The following is an 18625-nucleotide window of genomic DNA, read 5'->3' on the forward strand; positions in this document are numbered from 1 at the left end:
GGCAGTCGCCGCAGGAATGCGACCGAATGTCGCACCGCCATGCTTGATGCTGACGTTGCCTTGGCTTCGTCCGCAGCGCGCCTTGCGATGACAGCCAGGCGCTCCTTTCTGGTTCACAGCGGCACCCCGGACTGACAGACCGCCTGGACGCTCTGAGACTCCCCGGATTCAGCCCAAGAGACTCGATCTTCACGGCGAGTCCCGCGTCCCTCGCGACCCGCTCGACCGCTTCGCAATCGAGCCTTCGATTGCGCGCGGCAAGCCTACTGCCACGAGGCTTGCTTTGAGCACAGCCGCTCCGGGAGCCTGCCGGCGGATAGCGCAGGCCGATCAGCCCTGCCTTCGTGCGGGACGCCCCTCAGCGCCTCGAATCGAGGCCGGCAATGCTCATGCCGTCCAGCTCATGGCTGACCGGGCCTCCTTCGAGGCGGATCCGCAGGGCCAGATCGGTGCGCGAGTCGGCGTTCTCGATCGCCTGCTCGTAGCTGATGCGGCCGGCGGCATAGAGGTCGTACAAGGCGCCGTCGAAGGTCTGCATGCCGTTCTCTTTCGAGGCCTTCATCGCCTCCTTGATGCTGGCGATCTCGCCCTTCTCGATGAGATCCGCGATGAAGGGGCTGGACATGAGGATCTCGACCGCCGGCACACGGGTGCCGTCGACCGCGCGGACCAGGCGCTGACTGATGACTGCCTTCAGGTTCAGCGAAAGGTCGATCAGCAGCGGGTGACGCGCGGTCTCGGGGAAGAAGTTGATGATGCGGTCGAGCGTCTGGTTGCCGTTGTTGGCGTGCAGGGTCGACAGGCAGAGGTGGCCGCTCTCGGCATAGGCGATGGCAGCGGCCATGGTCTCGCGATCGCGGATCTCGCCGATCATGATCACCTCGGGCGCCTGCCGCATCGCGTTCTTCAGCGCCACCGCATAGCTCAGGGTGTCGATACCGATCTCTCGCTGGTCGACCACCGATTGCTTATGCTCGTGCAGGAACTCGATCGGGTCCTCGACGGTGAGGATGTGGCCGGTGCGGGTGCGGGTGCGGGTGCGGTTGCGGTGGTCGGTCATGGCCGCCAGCGTCGAGGACTTGCCCGAGCCGGTCGCCCCCACCACCAGGATCAAGCCTCGGGGCAACAGGATCAGTTCGTTCAGCGCCGGCGGCAGGTGGAGCGCTTCCAGCGAGGGGATCTGGCTGGTGATGTAGCGCACCGCCACCGCGATGCTGCCGCGCTGGCGGTAGATCGACAGACGGAAGCGCCCCGTGCCCGGCAGGGCGATGGCGAGGTTCACCTCAAGCTGGGCCTCGAACTCGCGCTGCTGCTTGTCGTTCATCGCCGCATACGCGAGATCGAGCAGCGCCTCCGGGCTGAGCACCTTGTCGCCGACGTGGCGGGTGACGCCCTGGATCTTGATGCTGGGTGGCGCGCCTACCGAGAAGAACAGGTCCGACGCGTGGTGTTCGGCCATCACGCGCAGGAAGGGCGTGATTTCAATGGTGGCCATGGGACTCGTCAATCGCCGCGAAGGCGCGCGGTCGTCAGCGGGAATCTGCGGGAAACCCCTCGCAGGGGAAGAGAGAATCTGGGCCGCCGCTCGCACCCGTCATCGCACTGCGATCCGAACGCGGACCCGGGCGCAGCGGCGCGCTCATTCGAGGTCGGTCTCGAACATGTTCATCAGGTTGCGCACGCGCTCGGCAAGACGATCGCGGAAGTGGCGGTACGCGTCGTCCGTGAGGCCGGCCGGGTCGGGCAGCACCCACTGCACGTCCAGATTGAGGCCCGGCTGCGACGCGGCGGTGGGGCCCAACCACACGCAGCAGTCGAAGCTGAGGTCGGCCTGTTCCGCCAGCGACTGCGGCGCCGGCAGGCGGGGGGAGAGACCCAACTCGCCGAGCATCGAAGCGAGCCGCGGCTCGAAGGCCTCTGCTGCGCTGAGGCCGGCACTGTAGGTCTGCGTTCCCTCCGCCGCATAGAGCCGTGCGAGGGACTGCGCCATCGGGCTCAGCACACTGTTGTCGGGACACAGAAAAAGGATGCGCTTCATGCAGGGTTCGTCAGCTGGGAGGAAGTCATCGAGCGCGGTGAAGCCGGGCTCAGCCCGCCGCTCTCGTCCCAGCAATGAAGGCAAGACGCATGCCGCGGTGCTTCAGCCAGCGCCCTGCGAACCGGGCTCGGCCCAGCGCCGCATGATCTCGCGGGCCCGCGGCTGCAGGTCGAGAAAGGCCTCGACCAGGCGCGGCTCGAAGTGCGCGCCCGCTTGATCGCGCAGCAGGCCGAGCGCCTGCTCCACCGTCCAGGCAGGCTTGTACGGCCGCACCGAGGTCAGCGCATCGAACACGTCGGCGACCGCGACGATGCGCGCGTCCAGAGGAATCTCCTCAGCCCGTTTTCCGAAGGGGTAGCCGCTGCCGTCCCACTTCTCGTGGTGGCCCAGCGCGATGTCGTGGGCGCGCTTCAGCAAGCCACCCGCGTGGCTGCCGATGATCTCGGCGCCGATCAGCGGATGCCGCTGCATCTCCGACCACTCGGCCGGGTCGAGCTTGCCGGGTTTGCGCAGGATCGCATCGGGGATGCCGATCTTGCCGACGTCGTGCATCGGAGCTGCGTTGAGCAGCTCCTCGGCCTCGCTGTCGCCATAGCCGATCGCCTCGCCGATCAGGCGCGCGTAATGGCTCATGCGGATGACGTGCAGGCCGGTCTCGTTGTCCTTGTATTCGGCCGCGCGGCCGAGCCGCTGGACGATCTGCAGCCGGGTCTGGCGCAGGGTTTCCGCACGCACCAGCGAGAGGTGGGTGCGCACCCGCGCGCGCACCACCGGCGGGCTGATCGGCTTGGTGATGTAGTCGACCGCGCCGACCGCGAAACCGCCAGTTTCGTCCTGCTCTTCGGCCAGGGCGGTGACGAAGATCACCGGGATGTGCGCGGTGGCCGGCTCGGCCTTGAGGCGGGCGCAGACGGTGAGGCCGCTCAGACCCGGCATCATCACGTCGAGCAGGATCAGGTCGGGCTGCTCTTTGAGCGCCAGGTCGATCGCAGTGCCACCGTCGGTGGCGAACAGCAGCCGGTAGTCGGCGTTCAGCACCTGCCGGAGCACCTGCAGGTTGAGCGGCTCATCGTCGACCAGCAGCAGGCGAGGCAAAGTATCGCGCGCAGTGCTCATCGGTCCGTGTCCTCCAGGGCAGCCAGTTGACCATCGAGACGGTCGATCTCGAACGCGGCGCGGGCGAAGTCGAAGCCCTCCAGCGCGTCCAGCAGCGGGCGGCGCTGCGCGATCGGCAGGCTGTCCGCCAGCGCGGACAGCGCCGGCTCATCGAGCTCGCCGTGCACCAGCCCGCGCGCCAGCGCCTGCAGCGCCGCGCGGGCGCGCGGCACGTCCACGCCACGCCCGGCCTCCTCTTCGGGCGCGGCTTCGGCATCCAGTTCCGCGCGGACGCGGCCAAGGGCCGCCCGCAGGCCCTCGACATCGAGCGCGCTCACGCGCTCGGGCGCGTCGCGCAGGGCGGCCTCCAGCGCGCCGGCCAGCATCGCAAAATCGCTGAGGCCGAGGTTGGCCGCCGTACCGTGCAGCCGGTGGGCAAGCGCGAGGTCCGGGCTGGCAGTGAGCGCGAGCGCCGCCTCGGCCTCGTCGCAGAAGCGGCGGGCCGCCTGGATCAGGGCGGCCTCGCCGCCCCACAGGGCTACGCCGCGCACCCAGTCGACCACCTCGTGATGGCTGCCGGTCGAGCGCTCGACCGCGGTCTCGGGGCCGTGTACGCGCAGCCCCAGCACCCGCACCAGCTCGCGGACCAGGGCGTGCGGCTCCAGCGGCTTCACGCAGAAACCATCCATCCCGGCCGCGCGCGCGGCCCGGCGATCCTCCTCCAGCACGCTGGCGGTCAGCGCCAGCACCGGCGTCCGCGCGGCGCCTGCGGCGCGCTCGCGTTCGCGCAGGGCCGCCGTGGCTGCCAACCCGTCGAGCACCGGCATGTGCATGTCCATCAGCACCGCATCGAAGCGCGCGCCCGCCAGCACGGCCAGGGCTTCCTCGCCATTGCGGGCGGTGCGGATGCGATGCCCCATGCGGCCCAGCACGAGCTGCATGAGCTCGAGGTTCTGGGCGACGTCATCGACCACCAGCAGATCCAGCGGCGGCAGCGCCGGTAGCGCGTCCTGCTCGACGGCGGCGGGCGCCTCGCCCGCGCGCAGCGGCAGCAGCACGCGGAAACAGCTGCCGCGGCCGGGCGTGCTCTCGACTTCGATGCAGCCGCCCATCAGTTCGACCAGCTGGCGGGCGATGGTGGTGCCCAGCCCGGTACCGCCGAAGCGACGTGTCATCGAGGCGTCGGCCTGCGCGAAGGGCTCGAAGATGCGCTCCAGGCGCTGCGCTTCGATGCCGATGCCGGTGTCGAGGACCGCGAGGCACAGACGCTCGCCGCGCCGTCCGACCTGCAGCCGGACCTCGCCGGCTTCGGTGAACTTGACCGCATTGCCCAGCAGGTTGACCAGCACCTGCTGCAGCCGCGTCGGATCGCCACGGAAGAAGCGCGGCAGCCCGTCATCCCAATCGAGGTGCAGACCGAGCTGCTTGCGCTCGGCGTTGATCCGCAGCGAGGCGGCAACCTGCTCGCAGAGCTCGCGCAGGTCATAGTCGGTGTCCTCGATCTCGACGGCACCGCGCTCGAGCTTGGCGGTGTCCAGGATGTCGTTCAGCAAGCCCAGCAGCGAGCGCGCCGAATTGCGGACGGTGCCGAGGTGACGCCGTTGGTCTTCCTGCAGCGGGGTGTCGAGCAGCAGCTCGGCGAAGCCCAGGATCGCGTTCATCGGCGTGCGGATCTCATGGCTCATGTTGGCGAGGAAGGCGCTCTTGGCCGCGGCGCCCTGTTCGGCGCGCTCCTTAGCCTCGCGCAGGCTGGACTCGAGCTCGCGCAGCGAGGTCAGGTCGACGCAGAACAGGACCACATGCGAGGGCCGGCCATCGGCGTCGAAGATCGGGTTGAACGCAAGCCGCAGCCACAGCGTGCGACCGGCACGGGTGCGCAGGGCGAGATGGCTGCGCACCACCTCGCCCCGCGCCAGTGCCGCCCAGGGTTCGGGGTCGGTGGCCTCGCCGTCCTGCGCGCCGCGCAGGGACCGGTAGGTCTGGCCTTCCAGTTCCTCCAGCCGATAGCCGGTCAGGTTCAGGAAATTCTGGTTGGCGTGGCGGATCCGCCCCTGCAGGTCGAACTCAACGAGGGCAAGGGCGCGGTCGATGGCCGCGACCAGACTGGCCAGCTCGGCCTTGCGGCGCTTGTTCTCGGTGATGTCGAAGATGACCCCATCGATCCACTGCAGCTGGCCCTGCTCATCGAACACGCCGCGCGAAGTCTCGGAGACCCAGCGCTCGCTGCCGTCGGCGCGAAGAATTCGGTACTCGAGGCCCACCCAAGGGCGGTTCTCGGCCAATGCGGCCTCGACGCTGTCGCGGCAGCGCGGCGCATCGTCCGGATGGAGGATCCGACCAAAGCTGGTCTCGCCGCTCAAGAACGCCTCGGCGGGCCAGCCGGTCAGCGGCTCGACGCCATCGCTGACGAACAGCATCGACCACTGCGCGTCGTTGCGGCAGCGGAAGGCCACGCCCGGCAGGTTGGCAATCAGGGTGCGGGTCAGGCGCTCCTGCTCGCGCAGGCTGTCGGACAGGGCCTGCCGCTCGCTCATGTCCTTGACGAAGGCGACGAACAGCGGACGCCCAGGCGTATCGGCACGGCCCATCGAGACGCGCACCGGGCGCAGGCTGCCGTCACGGGTGAGGGCCTGCAGTTCGCCGCCTTCGCCGAGCACCTGCGGCTGCCCCGTCTGCAGCAAGCGCCGGAACTCGACCATCAGCGGATCGAACAGGGGCGGCGGAATCAACCGGCGCAGGTGCCGCCCGAGCACCTCCTTCTCCGACCAGCCGAACAGGCGCTCGGCGCCGCGGTTGAAGCTCTGGATACGGCCGTCGGCGTCGGCGGTCAGGATGGCGTCCACGGCGGTGTCGACGATGGCGCGCATCCGCGCCTCATCCTCGTTGGCGCGACGGGCGAGCGCGCGATAGCGGGTCAGCGAATGCACCCCCGCGACCACCAGCACCCCGCCGATCACCACCGCCGCCACCGCCATCGCCATGCCGAACTGTCCGCCCGAACCCGGCGTGTACGCGGGGTCCACCTCGCCGATGAAGCGCGCCGAGGCCATACCGACGAAGTGGGCGATGCAGATCGCGCCACCGATGACGCAGGCGCTGAGCAGCAGGGCCCACCGCGACGGCAAACGGGCGCCGTCGCGCAGCCGCACCTCCAGCCACAGGCCCAGGGTGCTGAACAGCACGGCCAGCACCAGGGTGGCGACAAACCAGGGCAGGTCGTAGCGCAGCAGCGGCGTCATCCGCATGGCGGCCATGCCGGTGAAATGCATGAGTCCGATTCCCACCGCCAGCAGGCTGCCGGCCAGGTGGATCTGGGCGGTGCTGACCTGCTCGCGACTGATCAGGCCGAACGCCGCCCGAGTGGCAAGCACGGCGGGCAGGATCGACAGCAGGGTGGGCAGCACGGCATAGCGCACCGGCGTGCACAGCTCGAAGGCCAGCATCGCGATGAAGTGCATGGCCCAGACACCGCCGCCGAACGCGACCGCGGCGGCGGCCAAGGGCAGTTCGCGCTGCGCCAGCCCCTGCGTACCGATCGCGCTGCGGGCCAGGGGCAGGGCCAGCACTGCCGACAGCAGAGCGACGAAAATCGCCAGGCCGACCAGGCCCGGGTCATGGGTGCCCACCAGCAGCGGCGTCGGCGCGCCGTCGCGGAAAAGAAAGAATGCGTGCATGCGGACAGGGCTTCACGAGGCCGCGGCTTGGGCGGACAGGCGCGCTGCAATCCGCATGCCCCCGAGCGCTGGCGTCCGGGCCCGCGCGAGGGCGTCGTGAAGGCATGAAGCCCGTGAAGACCGCTGCCGACATCGGCCCTGCCCCGCCGGCGCCGCCCTCCGACCCAGCGCTGGGAAGCACGCGCACGCGGCTGCAAGGGCTGACGCGCCGGAGCCCGCCGGCGACAATGCGCGACATGACTTCCCTGACGCGCGAAAGCCTCGCCACGCCGCTGGGCAAACTGCTGGTCTTCAGCACGCCTGATGGCCACCTCGCCGTGGTCGACTGGCTCGATACGCTCGATCGTCTCCCGGCGACACGGCGCGCGGCGCTGGCCGCGGCGCGCGCGGCGCCAGGGGAATCGCCTGCGGTGGCGGCACTGCGCCGCTACTTCGAGGGTGATTTCCAGGCGCTGGAAGCGCTGACGGTGGATACGCCAGGCAGCGCCCTGCAGCGGCTGGTGTGGAGCGCACTGCGCGCGATTCCGCCGGGCCAGACCTGCAGCTATGCCGAGCTCGCGGCGCGCATCGACCGCGCCGGCAGCGCGCGCGCAGTGGGCGCGGCGGTCGGCGCCAACCCGCTGCTGCTGGTCCTGCCCTGCCATCGCGTGGTCGGCGCGCGCGGCGCTCTCACCGGCTACGCCGCGGGGCTGGAGCGCAAGCGCTGGCTGCTGGAGCACGAGGGCCTGCTGCCGCGGCTGATGCACGGCGCGTCGGGGCGGGCGATGCGGGTGGTGAGGTAGGCCAAGGCTGAGAGCATGTGAAAAAACCATCCGCCTACTGCGGCCGCCTCTGGCCGTCCGTGGCGGCAGCGCGCTCCGCGAATTCCGCGGTCACTAGCTCGCCGAACTCCCTTGAATTCACGTCGCGCGCTTTGCCACGAACCCCCAGCGACGCCCTCGCTACGGCGTCTGGATTTTTTCACACGCTCTGAGGGCGCAGGGTTCACTGTCCGCTCGACGCTGCGGAACAACCTTGACGCTGCCGCGAGGGCATCCCCTAGCGGACCGAGGCGGTTGCGCGCTCTGCGCGCGCTCAGCGGCCCGCCCAGCGCTGCAGGCGCGGGCGCCAGCGCAGGAAGCGTGCGTAGGCGCGCTCCAGCAGGGCGAGCACGAAGGGCAGGCGCGCCAGCTGGCCCAGCGGCCACAGCAGGGGCAGCTGTCGCCACAGCGCAGCGAAGGCCGCGGCACCGTCATGCATGCGCTCACCTTCGGCCGCATGCAGGCGCGCCAGCAGTTCGGCCGGATCCAGCGGACACGCATCGCGCGGTGCGTCGCCCAGGTCGATAAAGGCCACGCGCCGCCGCCAGTCGAGTCGGCGCATCAGGGCGATTTCGCGACGACACAGCGGACAGGCGCCGTCGTACCAGACGGTGAGCGCGGGCATGCTCACAGGCCAGGCATCCCGAGCGCGCGCAGCTCGTCGGCGATGTGCTCGCGGAAAGCGAAGAAGCCGCGGCTGGCGCGCGGCCAGAAGCGGCTGTCCCAGTCGCGGCGCAGGCGCTGCAGACGCAGGCTGCGCGCGCCCAGCGAAGACGCGAGGGCATCCAGCGCATCGGCGACCGGTCCGACCGGGGCCTCCGCCGTCGCCACGCAGGCTGCGCCGACATCGGCGGCGATCGTCGCCAGCGTGTCTGGATCGAGGCCGGAGAGCCGCGTCACCGCCTGGCCTTCGGCCACCAGCCGCGCTTCCAGATCGATGCAGGCGCCACGCACGAAGGCCTGCGCCTTCTCGCCCCAGGGCCAGGCGCTGCCCGCACTGGAGGTATCGGACGCGGCCGAGCCAACCCGCTCCACGATCAGCACGTGGCGCGCCCGCGCCCCCCCTGTCAGCAGGCACTCGGGCAGCAGGCTGTGCGGGTCGAGATCCTCGCCGTGGATCAGCAGCAGGAAGGGCGTGGCCGAATCGAGCGCCGCGCGTTGTGGCAGCGCCTGCGCGCGCGGCAGCGCCGGCTCGGTCAGCGCCTCGCACACGCTCGCCAGCCCCTGCGGTCGGAAGCGCCCACCGCTGTAGCGGGCGATGTTGTCGGCGCTGGCCGCATAGGTCTTGCCGGGCGTCTGCAGGCCGGCCACCCAGCGCCAGCCCAGCGTGTTCGAGGCTGCATCCGCATCGAGCAGATGGCGCGCGAAAAAATCGGCGCCCAGCGTCCACGGCAGCCGCAGGGTGAAGATCCAGATCGAGGCGAACCACATGCGCGCATGGTTATGCAGGTAGCCGGTGTCGACGAGTTCGCGCGCCCAGTCGTCGAAGCCCTCGATGCCGGTGGCGCCACGCTCGGCCTGGGCCAGCGCATGCGCCCGGCCGGCGTTGGCGGCGGTCGCCGCGCGCTCACGCATGAGTTCAGCGCGATAGCGGCGCCAGGCCTCGGGGCGCAGCTCAAGCCAGCCTTTCCAGTAGGTGCGCCAGAGCACCTCCTGCACGAACTTCTCGGCTGCGGCATGGCCATGCCGCGCCAGCACCGCGCGCACCACCTCGGCCTCGGTGAGCAGGCGGTGGCGCAGATAGGGCGAGAGCATCGAGACATTGCCGCGCGCCTCCAGGCCCAGGTCATGGTTGCGCTCGGCGGCATAGCGCGCGCCGGCACGCGGCAGGAAGGCCTGCAGCCGACGCAGGCCTTCGGCGCGGGTGGGTGGGAACAGGTCGAGGGCGGACGGCGGGTCGATGGGCATGCGCGCATGACAACAGTGCGAGCGCGCAGATGGCGTGGATGGACGTCTGCAGGGCGATGGGAGCCGGCGGCCAGATCGCCAATCCGCGGCACGGCGTCTCTCGCAGAGCTCGCGGACTCTCAGCCCGGCTCCGCGCCCTCCGGCGCCGGGTCGGCCACCACCACCACGCGATTGCGGCCGGCAGTCTTGGCGGCATAGAGCGCGCCATCGGCCTCGTCGAACAGGCCCTCGGGACGCAGGCGCGTGCGGCCGGACAGCGAGGCGACGCCAACGCTGATGGTGATCGGCGGCAGATCCTCGCGGCGCAGGTTCTCGACCGCCGCGCGCAAGCGCTCGGCGAGCCCGGCGGCGGCCTGCGCGTTGGCGCCCGGGATCAGCACCACGAACTCCTCGCCGCCCCAGCGCGCCAGCAAGGTGCCGGCGCGCAGCAGGCCCTGCAGAGTATTGGCCAGCGCGCACAGCACGCTGTCGCCCACCGCGTGGCCCTGGGTGTCATTGATGCGCTTGAAGTGGTCGACATCAATGAGGGCGATCGACAGCGGCGTGTGCCGGCTCATCGCATCGGCCCAGTGCACCTCGAAGCGCTCGACAAAGGCGCGCCGATTGGCGATGCCGGTCAGCGGATCGATGCTGGCCGCATGCGCCAGCGCCTCGGCGCGCTTTTCCAGCTCGACATTGGCCAGAGCGAGCGCTTCGCGATTGCGCTCCAGCTCGGCGTTCGCCTCGAACAGCTGGCGGCCCAGACGCCGGCTTTCGCGATAGCGGAAACCCAGAAGACCCGCGATCACCAGCAGGCTGAGCACGCCGAAGGTGGCCAGCCAGCGGCCCAGCGACTCCTGCCGCAGCTTCAGCGCCTGGATCTCCAGATCGCGCTGCAGCAGCTCGATCTGACGTTCGGCCTCCTGCGCGCGGTAGGCGCTTTCCATCACCGCAACGCGGCGGTTCATGTCGAGGCCGGCCAATTGCTCCTGCAGGGCCAGGCTTTCCATCGCGATATCGAGGGCGCGGGTTTCCTCGCCCTGCGCGCGCAGCAGCGGCACCATCAGCTTGTAGCTGTCGAGCAGCTGCGGCTGGTCATCGCCGCTCTTGAACTCGGGCAGGGCCTGCTGCCACAGCGCCAGCGCTTCCTCGGGGCGGTCCTGGCGGGCCGCCACTTCGGCCAGCGTTGCCCGATAGCGGGCCAGCGTGCTGCGCTGGCCCAGGCGCTCGGCCACCGCCGCACCGCGCAGCAGGGCCTCGCGCGCTTCGTCCAGCTTGTTGAGGCCAAGCTTGGCGCGACCGTTCTCCAGCAGGGCGTAGGCCTGTCCCGGCGGGCTGCCCAGGCGCTCGGCCAGGCGCTCCGCCTCCAAGGCCAGGGTCAGCGCCTCGCTGTGGCTGCCCGCGAGGTTGGCGGTGCGCGCCATGCTGCCGAGCAGCGGCGCCTCGCGCGAGGGGTCGGCCAAGCGCCGCGCCTCGGCCAGGCCGCGGTCGAGAAAGGTGCGCGCGGTTTCGTACTCGCGCAGGCCGGCGTAGAGCAGGCCAAGGTAGTGGTAGGTGCGCTCGATCTCGGCCTTGGCGCCGGCCTGCTGCAATTTGAGACTCTCCCGCAGCGACTCCAGCGAGGTCGAGTACAGGCCCTGATTCAGCCGGATCAGGCCGATGTGGGTCAGCACATCGGCGATGCCGTCGTTGTCCTTGAGCTGGCGGTAGAGGTTCAAGGCACGCTCGAAGCCCGACAGCGCGGGCGACAGATCGCCCTGGCGGCGCAGCAGGATGGCGATGTCGGTCTCGGCGCGGGCCACGCTCGCGGTGTCTCCGCGGCGGCTGGCGCGCTCCAGGATGCCGCGCTGCAGCGCCAGCGCCTCGGGGTAGCGACCGCGACGGAACTCGATCTGCGCGGAGACGCGATCGACCGCGTCGATCTCGGCGGAGCCCGCGGCGGCAAGCCCGGAGGCTTCCTTCAGCACGGTGCCCGCCATGGCGAAATCGCCGCTGGCCGCCAGTCGTTCGGCTTCGACCAGACGCGCCTGCAGGGGCGCGGCGATCTCCACCGGCGCGGCCGGCGCCAGCGGATCGCCGGCCCAGCGTTCTTCGGTCGGCTGCGCCACCAAGGCAGCAGGAAGCAGCAGCACGCTCAGCAGTGGCAGCGTTCGCAACAACCGGATCCCCACGTTCGGAATGCGGCCCGCAGCTCGCGGGCGGAAGGGCGTCGGGTGTGGCCCCGATCTGGGGCGCAAGTGTATGCGCTGCGGCGCTTGGGCGCGCCCGCCGCGCCGTGCGCAAACGTGAAGGCCCGTCAGGTGCTGACAGGAATGCGCATGGCGTGAATGCGGCCCTTCGGTCTCCGCTTCGTGGCCAACCGGCAGAGCGTCTCGAAGCCCGGGCGTGAGGCACTCACGCGGATCCGATTCAGGCGCCGGCAGAGGCCGCCAGCGCCGCGACCAGAGCCTGCGGCTGCGGCCCGGCGGCCAGCACGCAGTCGGTGAAGCCGAGCGACTGTGCGTGCGCGAGCAGTCGCTCGCTGCTGGCGACGACCCGAGCGCGCCTGAGCGCCGCGAGCGCCCCGGCCGGCAGCTGCGCCAACACGTTGTCGAGCGCCTCCGCGCTCGACAGCAGCAGGCCCAGTGGCGCACGCGCCGCTGCCACCGCGCGCGAGTGCCGCGCATCAAGACGCGCCGGCCCGCGCCGATACACCTGCACTTCCGCGACCGCGAAGCCGCGTGCGCGCAGCTCGGGCGCCAGCACCCCGCGTCCGCCGGGCGCGCCCACCAGCAGCACACGCTCGCCCGCACCGCGCGCCAGCCGCGGGTGCGCCAGCAGACCTTCGCTGATCTGTGGCCCACCCTGCTGGGGTGCCAACACCTCGACAAAGCCCGCGCGCCGCAGCGCCGACGCTGTCCCCGCACCCACGCCGGCGCCGATGGGGACGCGCGCGGCGATCTGCGGGGCCAGCGCGCGCAGAAAGCGCACCGCCGCCGGGCTGATGCACAGCGCGATGCTGGGCCGCTCGGCCAGCGCGTGTTCGAGCGCCGCGCCCGCATCCAAGGCCTGCAGACGCAGACCTGGCAGCGCGAGCGCGCGCGCGCCCGCCGCTTCGATCGCGCGCTTCGCCGCAGCCTGCTGGCTGCGCTCGCGCAAGCTGATCAGGGTCCAGCCGGCCAAGGGCTGCGATGTGACCGAAACGTCCGTACTCGTGGGTATCCGCGTGCGCATGCTAGATAGTCTGCCCCGCCGCCCTGGCGCCTGTCCGATCGATGCTGTCCATGAGCCAAGCCGCACCGCTGATCGCCGAACCCGATCTCCAGCTGGGACAGGAGCTTGAACGCGTGCTGCTGTCGATGCCGCCTCTGCGCGCCATGGGCTGCCGCGTCGCCTGCGTCGAGCCGGAGCGCCTGGTGCTCGCCGCGCCACTGGACGCCAACGTCAACGACAAGGGCAGCGCTTTCGGCGGCAGCCTTGCCGGGCTGATGACCGTGGCCTGCTGGGGATTGTTCAGCGCGCGACTCAAGCAGGCCGGGCTGATCGCCGAGGTCTACGTGCAGGACAGCCAGCTGCAGTACTTCGTGCCGGTGCTTGAAGACATCGAAGCGGAAGCGCGCCTGGCCGATGGCGAGGATCTCGACGCCGCGCTGCGCGCCATGCGCAGCCGCCGCAAGGCGCGGCTCAAGCTGGTGGCCAGCGTGCGGCTGAAGGACGGCCGCGAGGCCGCACGTCTGGAGGGGCGGTTCGTGGCCCTGGCGGCGGTGGGTTAGGACAACGCTGAAGAATTCAGCGTTGTGGCGCGCCATGGAGGGCACGCCCGCGGATCGGGCACGTCAGCGCTTGATCCAGCGGCAGCGAGTACAGCCTCGCAGGCCAGGCGACCACGGAGAACGCTGAGGATGGCTTTGGTCCGTGTTGCCTTGGCGGTTAGCGCTGCACGCACGGACACGCGCGCGCTGCCGCGGCCAGCAGTGGACCCAAAGGCGTGAGGTCAGTCCACCGACGATGAGGCGGATGAGGCGGACGCGGCAGCCGCCATCGCTGCCGGCCGGGCGCAAGTCTCAATCCCGCATCGCCACCGCCGGCAGACGCTCTGGCAGGCGCTCCAGCACGGCATCGGCCACCTCCCGCGTCGAGTAGGCCCGCTCGCCACCAGCGATATCGGCGCTGAACACCTTGGCATCCAGCGATTCGCTGACCGCGCGCTCGATCTCGCGGGCCTCGTCTTCCAGGCCCAGTGAATGCCGCAGCAGCATCGCCGCGCTCAGAATCGTCGCGATCGGGTTGGCGATGCCGCGGCCGGCGATGTCGGGCGCGCTGCCGTGGATCGGCTCGTAGATGCCGCGCTTGCCTTCGCCCAGCGAAGCGCTCGGCAGGAGCCCCAGCGAGCCGGCCAGCATCGAGGCTTCGTCAGTGAGAATGTCACCGAACATGTTCTCGGTGACGATCACGTCGTACTCGCGCGGACGCGCGATCAGGTGCATGGCCATGGAGTCCACCAGCTGATGCTCCAGGCGCACGTCCGGATACTCCTCCGCGCCGATACGCGTGGCGATTTCGCGCCACAGCCGCGAGGTTTCCAGCACATTGGCCTTGTCGACGCTGACCAGGTAGCCGCGGCGCGCACGGGCGAAGCCGAAGGCGCGGCGGATCACCCGCTCGATCTCCGCCACCGAGTACACGCACAGATCCGAGGCGCCGTGCTCGCTGCGGGTGCGCTCGCCGAAGTAGATGCCGCCGGTCAGCTCGCGCACCACCAGCAGGTCGACGCCGTTCAGCAGATGCGCCTTGATCGGCGCCCGATCCAGCACCGCCGGGTGCGGCGTCACCGGCCGCAGGTTGGCGTACAGGCCCAGCGCCTGGCGAATCGCCAGCAGGCCCTGCTCGGGCCGCACCTTGGCTTTCGGGTCCGACCACTTGGGCCCGCCGACCGCGCCGAGCAGGATCGCATCGGCCTTGCGGCAGGCGGCGAGTGTGGCCGGGGGCAATGGCTCGCCGGTGGCATCGATGGCGGCGCCGCCGATCAGCTGCGTGCTGAAGTGGAAATCGTGGCCATGACGGGTAGCCACCCGCTTCAACACCTCGACGGCCGCGGCGGTGACTTCCGGGCCGATCCCATCGCCCGGCAACAGAACGATTTCAGCGCGCATGGGCAGGCTCCTCAACGGCAGGCGTGGGCAGGGAGAAATCGCGGGTACGCGCGGACTCGAAGGCGCTGATCGCGGCCTCGCGGGCGATCAGATAGCCCAGCTCATCGACACCTTCAAGCAGACAGGTGCGGGCGAAAGCATCCAGCGGGAAGCGGTGCACCTGGCCCTGCGGCGCGGTCAGCGTGCAGTCCGCGATGTCGATGACGAACTCGCCGTCAGCCTGCTGCATCAGCTGCTGCACAATCGCTTCGTCCAGCACGATCGGCACCAGCCCGTTCTTCAGCGCGTTGCTGCGGAAGATGTCGGCGATCTGACTGCTGACCACGGCCTTCAGGCCCAGATCGGTCAGCGCCCAGGGCGCGTGCTCGCGCGAGCTGCCACAGCCGAAGTTGCGGCCGGCGATCAGAATCTGCCGTCCCGCGTTCGCCGGCTGATTGAAGGCGAAGGCTGGCTCTTTGCGCCAGTCGCTGAAGGCGTGCTGGCCCAGGCCCGCGCGGGTGGTGGTGGAGAGAAACCGCGCCGGGATGATCTGGTCGGTGTCGATGTTCTCGCCGCGCAGTACGACGGCGCGGCTGCGGATGTGGGTGATGGCGCTCATCAGGCGACCTTGGCAGTAGCAGTGAGGAATTCGCGAGGATCGGCAATGCGGCCAGCCACCGCTGCCGCCGCTGCCGACAGCGGCGAGGCCAGCACGGTGCGCGCGCCCTGCCCTTGTCGGCCCTCGAAGTTGCGGTTGCTGGTGCTGACCGCGAGCTGGCCCGGGGCCACGATGTCGCCGTTCATGGCGATGCACATCGAGCAGCCGGGCTCGCGCCATTCAGCGCCCGCCGCGCGCACGATCGCGTCGATGCCCTCGGCCTCGGCCTCACGCTTGACCTTCTCCGAGCCGGCCACCACCAGCATGCGCACGCGCGGATGCACGCGGCGCCCGCTCAGGATTTTCGCGACATCGCGCAGGTCGGCCAGGCGGCCATTGGTGCAGCTGCCGACGAAGACCACGTCCACCGGCTGGCCGACCAGGCCGAATCCGGCCTCAAAGCCCATGTAGTCGAGCGCCTTGCGCGCGCTGGCGTCGGCCGGCTCCGGCACCACCGCATCGACCGCGATCGCGGTGCCCGGATGCGTGCCCCAGGTCAGCGTCGGGCGGATGTCGGCGGCGTCGATGCGGACCACGCGGTCGAACGCAGCGTCGGCATCGCTGACGAACTTCGACCACTCGATCATCGCCGCCTCGAAGGCCGCGCCCTTGGGCGCACGCGGCGCGCGGCGCAGCCACTCGAAGGTGGTGGCATCGGGCGCGACCATGCCGCAGCGCGCGCCCGCCTCGATCGACATGTTGCACAGGGTCATGCGCGCTTCCATGTCCATCGCGCGGATCGCCGAGCCGCGGTACTCCAGCGCGTAGCCGGTACCGCCGTTGACGCCGATCACGCCGATCACGTGCAGGATCACGTCCTTGGCGCCGACACCGGGCGCGAGCTCGCCTTCGACCTCGATCGCCATCGTCTTCGGCTTGCGCTGAAGCAGGCATTGCGTCGCCAGCACATGGCCGACCTCGCTGGTGCCGATGCCAAACGCCATCGCGCCAAACGCGCCGTGGGTGCTGGTGTGGCTGTCGCCGCAGACGATGGTCATGCCCGGCCGCGTGAGACCCAGCTCCGGCGCCACCACATGCACGATGCCGCGCCGCGCATCGCCCATGTCGAACAGCTCGATGCCGTGGCGCGCGCAGTTGGCGCGCAGCTGGTCGACCTGCTTCTCGGAGGCGGCCGTCGCATAGGGCAATCGACCGTTCGCATCGGCCGGCAGGGTCGGCGTGCTGTGATCCAGGGTCGCCATGCAGCGTTCGGGGCAGCGCGGCGACAGCCCGCGGGCTTCCAGCTCAGAGAAGGCCTGCGGCGTGGTGACCTCGTGCAGCAGATGCAGGTCGATGTAGAGCACCGCAGGCGCGGACTCGGTTTCAGGAACGACGACGTGGGCGTCCCAGAGTTTTTCGAAGAGGGTACGGGGCATTGGAGGGCCGGGATTGGGGATTCGGGATTGGGGATTCGTAAGAGCGCGCTTCGATCGTTCAATCGGAGCCGCTTTGCTCCCCTCTCCCCTTGAGGGAGAGGGGCGGGGGAGAGGGGTGGAAAGCTTGCGGCGTGTTTCGCCCCCCTCTCCCCAACCCCTCTCCCTCCAGGGGAGAGGGGCTTGCGGCAGGGCCTTCGGTCAAGCCGAGGCTGTCGCGGAGGTCGGCGCGATCTCGCGCTTGCGCAGCAGGCGGTTGGCGACATCGAGCCAGGCCAGCGCGCTGGCTTCGATGATGTCGCGGCTGACGCCAACGCCGGTGTACTCCTCGTCCTCGAAGCTGACCGACAGGCTGGCCTCGCCGCGGGCCTGGGCGCCCATGCCGATGCTGTGTACCTGGTAGCTTTCGAGCTTCAACTCGATGCCCGTGGCCGCCGCCATCGCCGCGAACAGGGCGGCGACCGGGCCGTCGCTGTCGGCGCTCTCGGCCACATGGTGGCCTTCCGGGTCGGAGAGCTCGACTTCGGCGCGGGCCTGGCCGCCGGCATCCGAGATGCGCATGGAGGCCAGTCGATAGCCCTGACCCGCACTGGCGGTGGCGCCCAGGATCAGCTGCTCCAGATCGCGGTCGCCGACCACGCGCTGGGTTTCGGTCAGCGCCTTGAAGTTGGCGAACACGTGTTCGAACTCGTCATCCTCGAACACGAAGCCAAGCGCACGCAGACGTTCGTTCAATGCGGCGCGGCCGCTGTGGCGGCCCAGGACCAGCTCGGACTTGGGCCAACCCACGTCCTCGGGGCGCATGATTTCGTAGGTCTCGCGGTTCTTCAGCATGCCGTGCTGGTGGATGCCGGCCTCGTGCGCGAACGCATTGACGCCGACGATCGCCTTGTTGCGCTGGACCATCATGCCGGTCAGGCGCTGCAGCAGGCGCGAGGTGGGTACCAGGCGCTCGCTGCGGATGCCGGTGTCGGCGCTATAGAAGCCGTGGCGCACGCGCAGCGCCATCACCAGTTCTTCCACCGCACAATTGCCGGCGCGTTCGCCGATGCCGTTGATCGTGCACTCGACCTGGCGTGCGCCACCCTCGATGGCTGCCAGCGAGTTGGCCACCGCCAGGCCAAGGTCGTTATGGCAATGCGCGCTCCAGATCAGGTGCTCACCCGGCACTGCCGTGCGCAGACGCTCGAACAGGCTGCGGATCTCCTCGGGCGTGGTGTAGCCCACCGTGTCGGGCACGTTGAGCGTGGTCGCACCGGCGCGTACCGCTGCGCTGAAGGCGTTCACCAGCACCTCGAACTCGGTGCGGATCGCGTCTTCGGCCGAGAACTCGACATCGTCGAAATAGCGCCGCGCGTAGGCCACCGCGCTTTCGGCGCGCTCGATGACCTGCTGTTCGCTCATGCCGAGCTTGAACTTGCGGTGCAAGGGGCTCGTCGAGATGAACACGTGGATGCGCGGCTTGTGCGCTTTCTCCATGGCGCGTGCGCAGGCTTCGATGTCGGCCTCGGCGCAGCGCGACAGCGTGGCTAGCGTGACCTGCTGGCCGATCTCGCGGGCAATGGCATCGGTCGCTTCTCGATCGGCCTGCGAGCTGGCGGGAAAGCCGGTCTCGATGACGTCGACACCAAGCTCGGCGAGCGCACGCGCCATCACCTTTTTCTGGGCGGGGCCCATGCTGGCGCCCGGCGACTGCTCGCCGTCGCGCAGGGTGGTATCGAAGATGCGGATGCGGTGGCTCATGGCGGCTCCAGCGGGTTTCAGAAGCGAAAGAGGTCGGTGGGTTCGAGGGTCTTGGCAAATCGCAGGCAAAGAAAAACCCCGCCTCGGTTGCCCGGTGCGGGGTTCTCGGAATCTCGGGTCAGTGTTCTACGCGCGCCCTAGAGTTCGAGTCCGCACCTGTGCGGTCGAAGAAGAAGGCCGATAAGAAGCAGCGACGCCGCGGCAAGGCGGTCGTGGTTCAAGCTGCTGAGGATCGGCATCGAGGGC

At 70.1% G+C, this 18625-nt stretch carries 14 protein-coding genes; 2 read left to right on the forward strand and 12 right to left on the reverse strand.

Features of this window, described 5'->3' with window-relative positions; genetic code table 11:
- Positions 1-358: 358 nt before the first annotated feature.
- From H4O13_12915 to H4O13_12930, 4 genes are all read right to left on the reverse strand, one after another.
- On the reverse strand, positions 359-1486 hold the full coding sequence (locus H4O13_12915; protein MBE5316287.1) for a PilT/PilU family type 4a pilus ATPase: 1128 nt from the start codon (positions 1484-1486) through the stop codon (positions 359-361).
- 153 nt (positions 1487-1639) lie between these two features.
- Entirely contained in the window at positions 1640-2038 is a 399-nt protein-coding gene (locus H4O13_12920; protein ID MBE5316288.1) for a hypothetical protein, read from the reverse strand.
- Between the two features lie 102 nt (positions 2039-2140).
- Positions 2141-3154: a response regulator gene (locus tag H4O13_12925; protein ID MBE5316289.1), complete on the reverse strand. Its 1014-nt coding sequence runs from the start codon at positions 3152-3154 to the stop codon at positions 2141-2143.
- Entirely contained in the window at positions 3151-6807 is a 3657-nt protein-coding gene (locus H4O13_12930; protein ID MBE5316290.1) for a PAS domain S-box protein, read from the reverse strand. Before H4O13_12930 ends, H4O13_12925 begins: the two co-directional genes overlap by 4 nt.
- 236 nt (positions 6808-7043) lie before the next feature.
- Between H4O13_12930 and H4O13_12935 the strand changes: the two genes are divergently transcribed.
- Positions 7044-7589, forward strand: a complete 546-nt coding sequence (locus tag H4O13_12935) for a methylated-DNA--[protein]-cysteine S-methyltransferase (GenBank protein ID MBE5316291.1) — start codon at positions 7044-7046, stop codon at positions 7587-7589.
- A gap of 292 nt (positions 7590-7881) precedes the next feature.
- Here the strand turns inward: H4O13_12935 and H4O13_12940 are convergent, their stop codons facing one another.
- The 4 genes from H4O13_12940 to H4O13_12955 form a co-directional block, all read right to left on the reverse strand.
- Positions 7882-8232: a DUF393 domain-containing protein gene (locus H4O13_12940; protein ID MBE5316292.1), complete on the reverse strand. Its 351-nt coding sequence runs from the start codon at positions 8230-8232 to the stop codon at positions 7882-7884.
- A 2-nt stretch (positions 8233-8234) separates the two neighbouring features.
- The gene (locus H4O13_12945) at positions 8235-9515 is read right to left on the reverse strand and encodes a DNA photolyase FAD-binding protein (GenBank protein MBE5316293.1); all 1281 of its coding nucleotides are present in this window, start codon (positions 9513-9515) and stop codon (positions 8235-8237) included.
- Between the two features lie 119 nt (positions 9516-9634).
- Positions 9635-11650, reverse strand: coding sequence for a diguanylate cyclase (locus tag H4O13_12950; protein ID MBE5316294.1), 2016 nt, complete (start codon positions 11648-11650; stop codon positions 9635-9637).
- Positions 11651-11903: 253 nt separating this feature from the next.
- Positions 11904-12707: a uroporphyrinogen-III synthase gene (locus H4O13_12955; GenBank protein ID MBE5316295.1), complete on the reverse strand. Its 804-nt coding sequence runs from the start codon at positions 12705-12707 to the stop codon at positions 11904-11906.
- A 50-nt stretch (positions 12708-12757) separates the two neighbouring features.
- On the opposite strand from H4O13_12955, the gene H4O13_12960 reads away from it, so the two are divergent.
- Positions 12758-13246 carry a YiiD C-terminal domain-containing protein gene (locus tag H4O13_12960; protein ID MBE5316296.1) on the forward strand — a complete coding sequence of 163 codons (489 nt, stop codon included), beginning with the start codon at positions 12758-12760 and terminating at the stop codon, positions 13244-13246.
- A gap of 291 nt (positions 13247-13537) precedes the next feature.
- On the opposite strand, the gene leuB is transcribed toward H4O13_12960, so the two are convergent.
- From leuB to H4O13_12980, 4 genes are all read right to left on the reverse strand, one after another.
- Positions 13538-14626: a 3-isopropylmalate dehydrogenase gene (gene leuB / locus H4O13_12965; GenBank protein MBE5316297.1), complete on the reverse strand. Its 1089-nt coding sequence runs from the start codon at positions 14624-14626 to the stop codon at positions 13538-13540.
- Positions 14616-15224, reverse strand: a complete 609-nt coding sequence (gene leuD / locus H4O13_12970) for a 3-isopropylmalate dehydratase small subunit (protein ID MBE5316298.1) — start codon at positions 15222-15224, stop codon at positions 14616-14618. Before leuD ends, leuB begins: the two co-directional genes overlap by 11 nt.
- Positions 15224-16639, reverse strand: coding sequence for a 3-isopropylmalate dehydratase large subunit (gene leuC, locus H4O13_12975; protein MBE5316299.1), 1416 nt, complete (start codon positions 16637-16639; stop codon positions 15224-15226). Before leuC ends, leuD begins: the two co-directional genes overlap by 1 nt.
- 198 nt (positions 16640-16837) lie before the next feature.
- Positions 16838-18379, reverse strand: coding sequence for a 2-isopropylmalate synthase (locus tag H4O13_12980; GenBank protein ID MBE5316300.1), 1542 nt, complete (start codon positions 18377-18379; stop codon positions 16838-16840).
- Positions 18380-18625: the final 246 nt, after the last annotated feature.

The sequence above is a fragment of the Lysobacterales bacterium genome, from assembly GCA_014946745.1.
Lineage (GTDB): Bacteria > Pseudomonadota > Gammaproteobacteria > Xanthomonadales > Xanthomonadaceae > Aquimonas.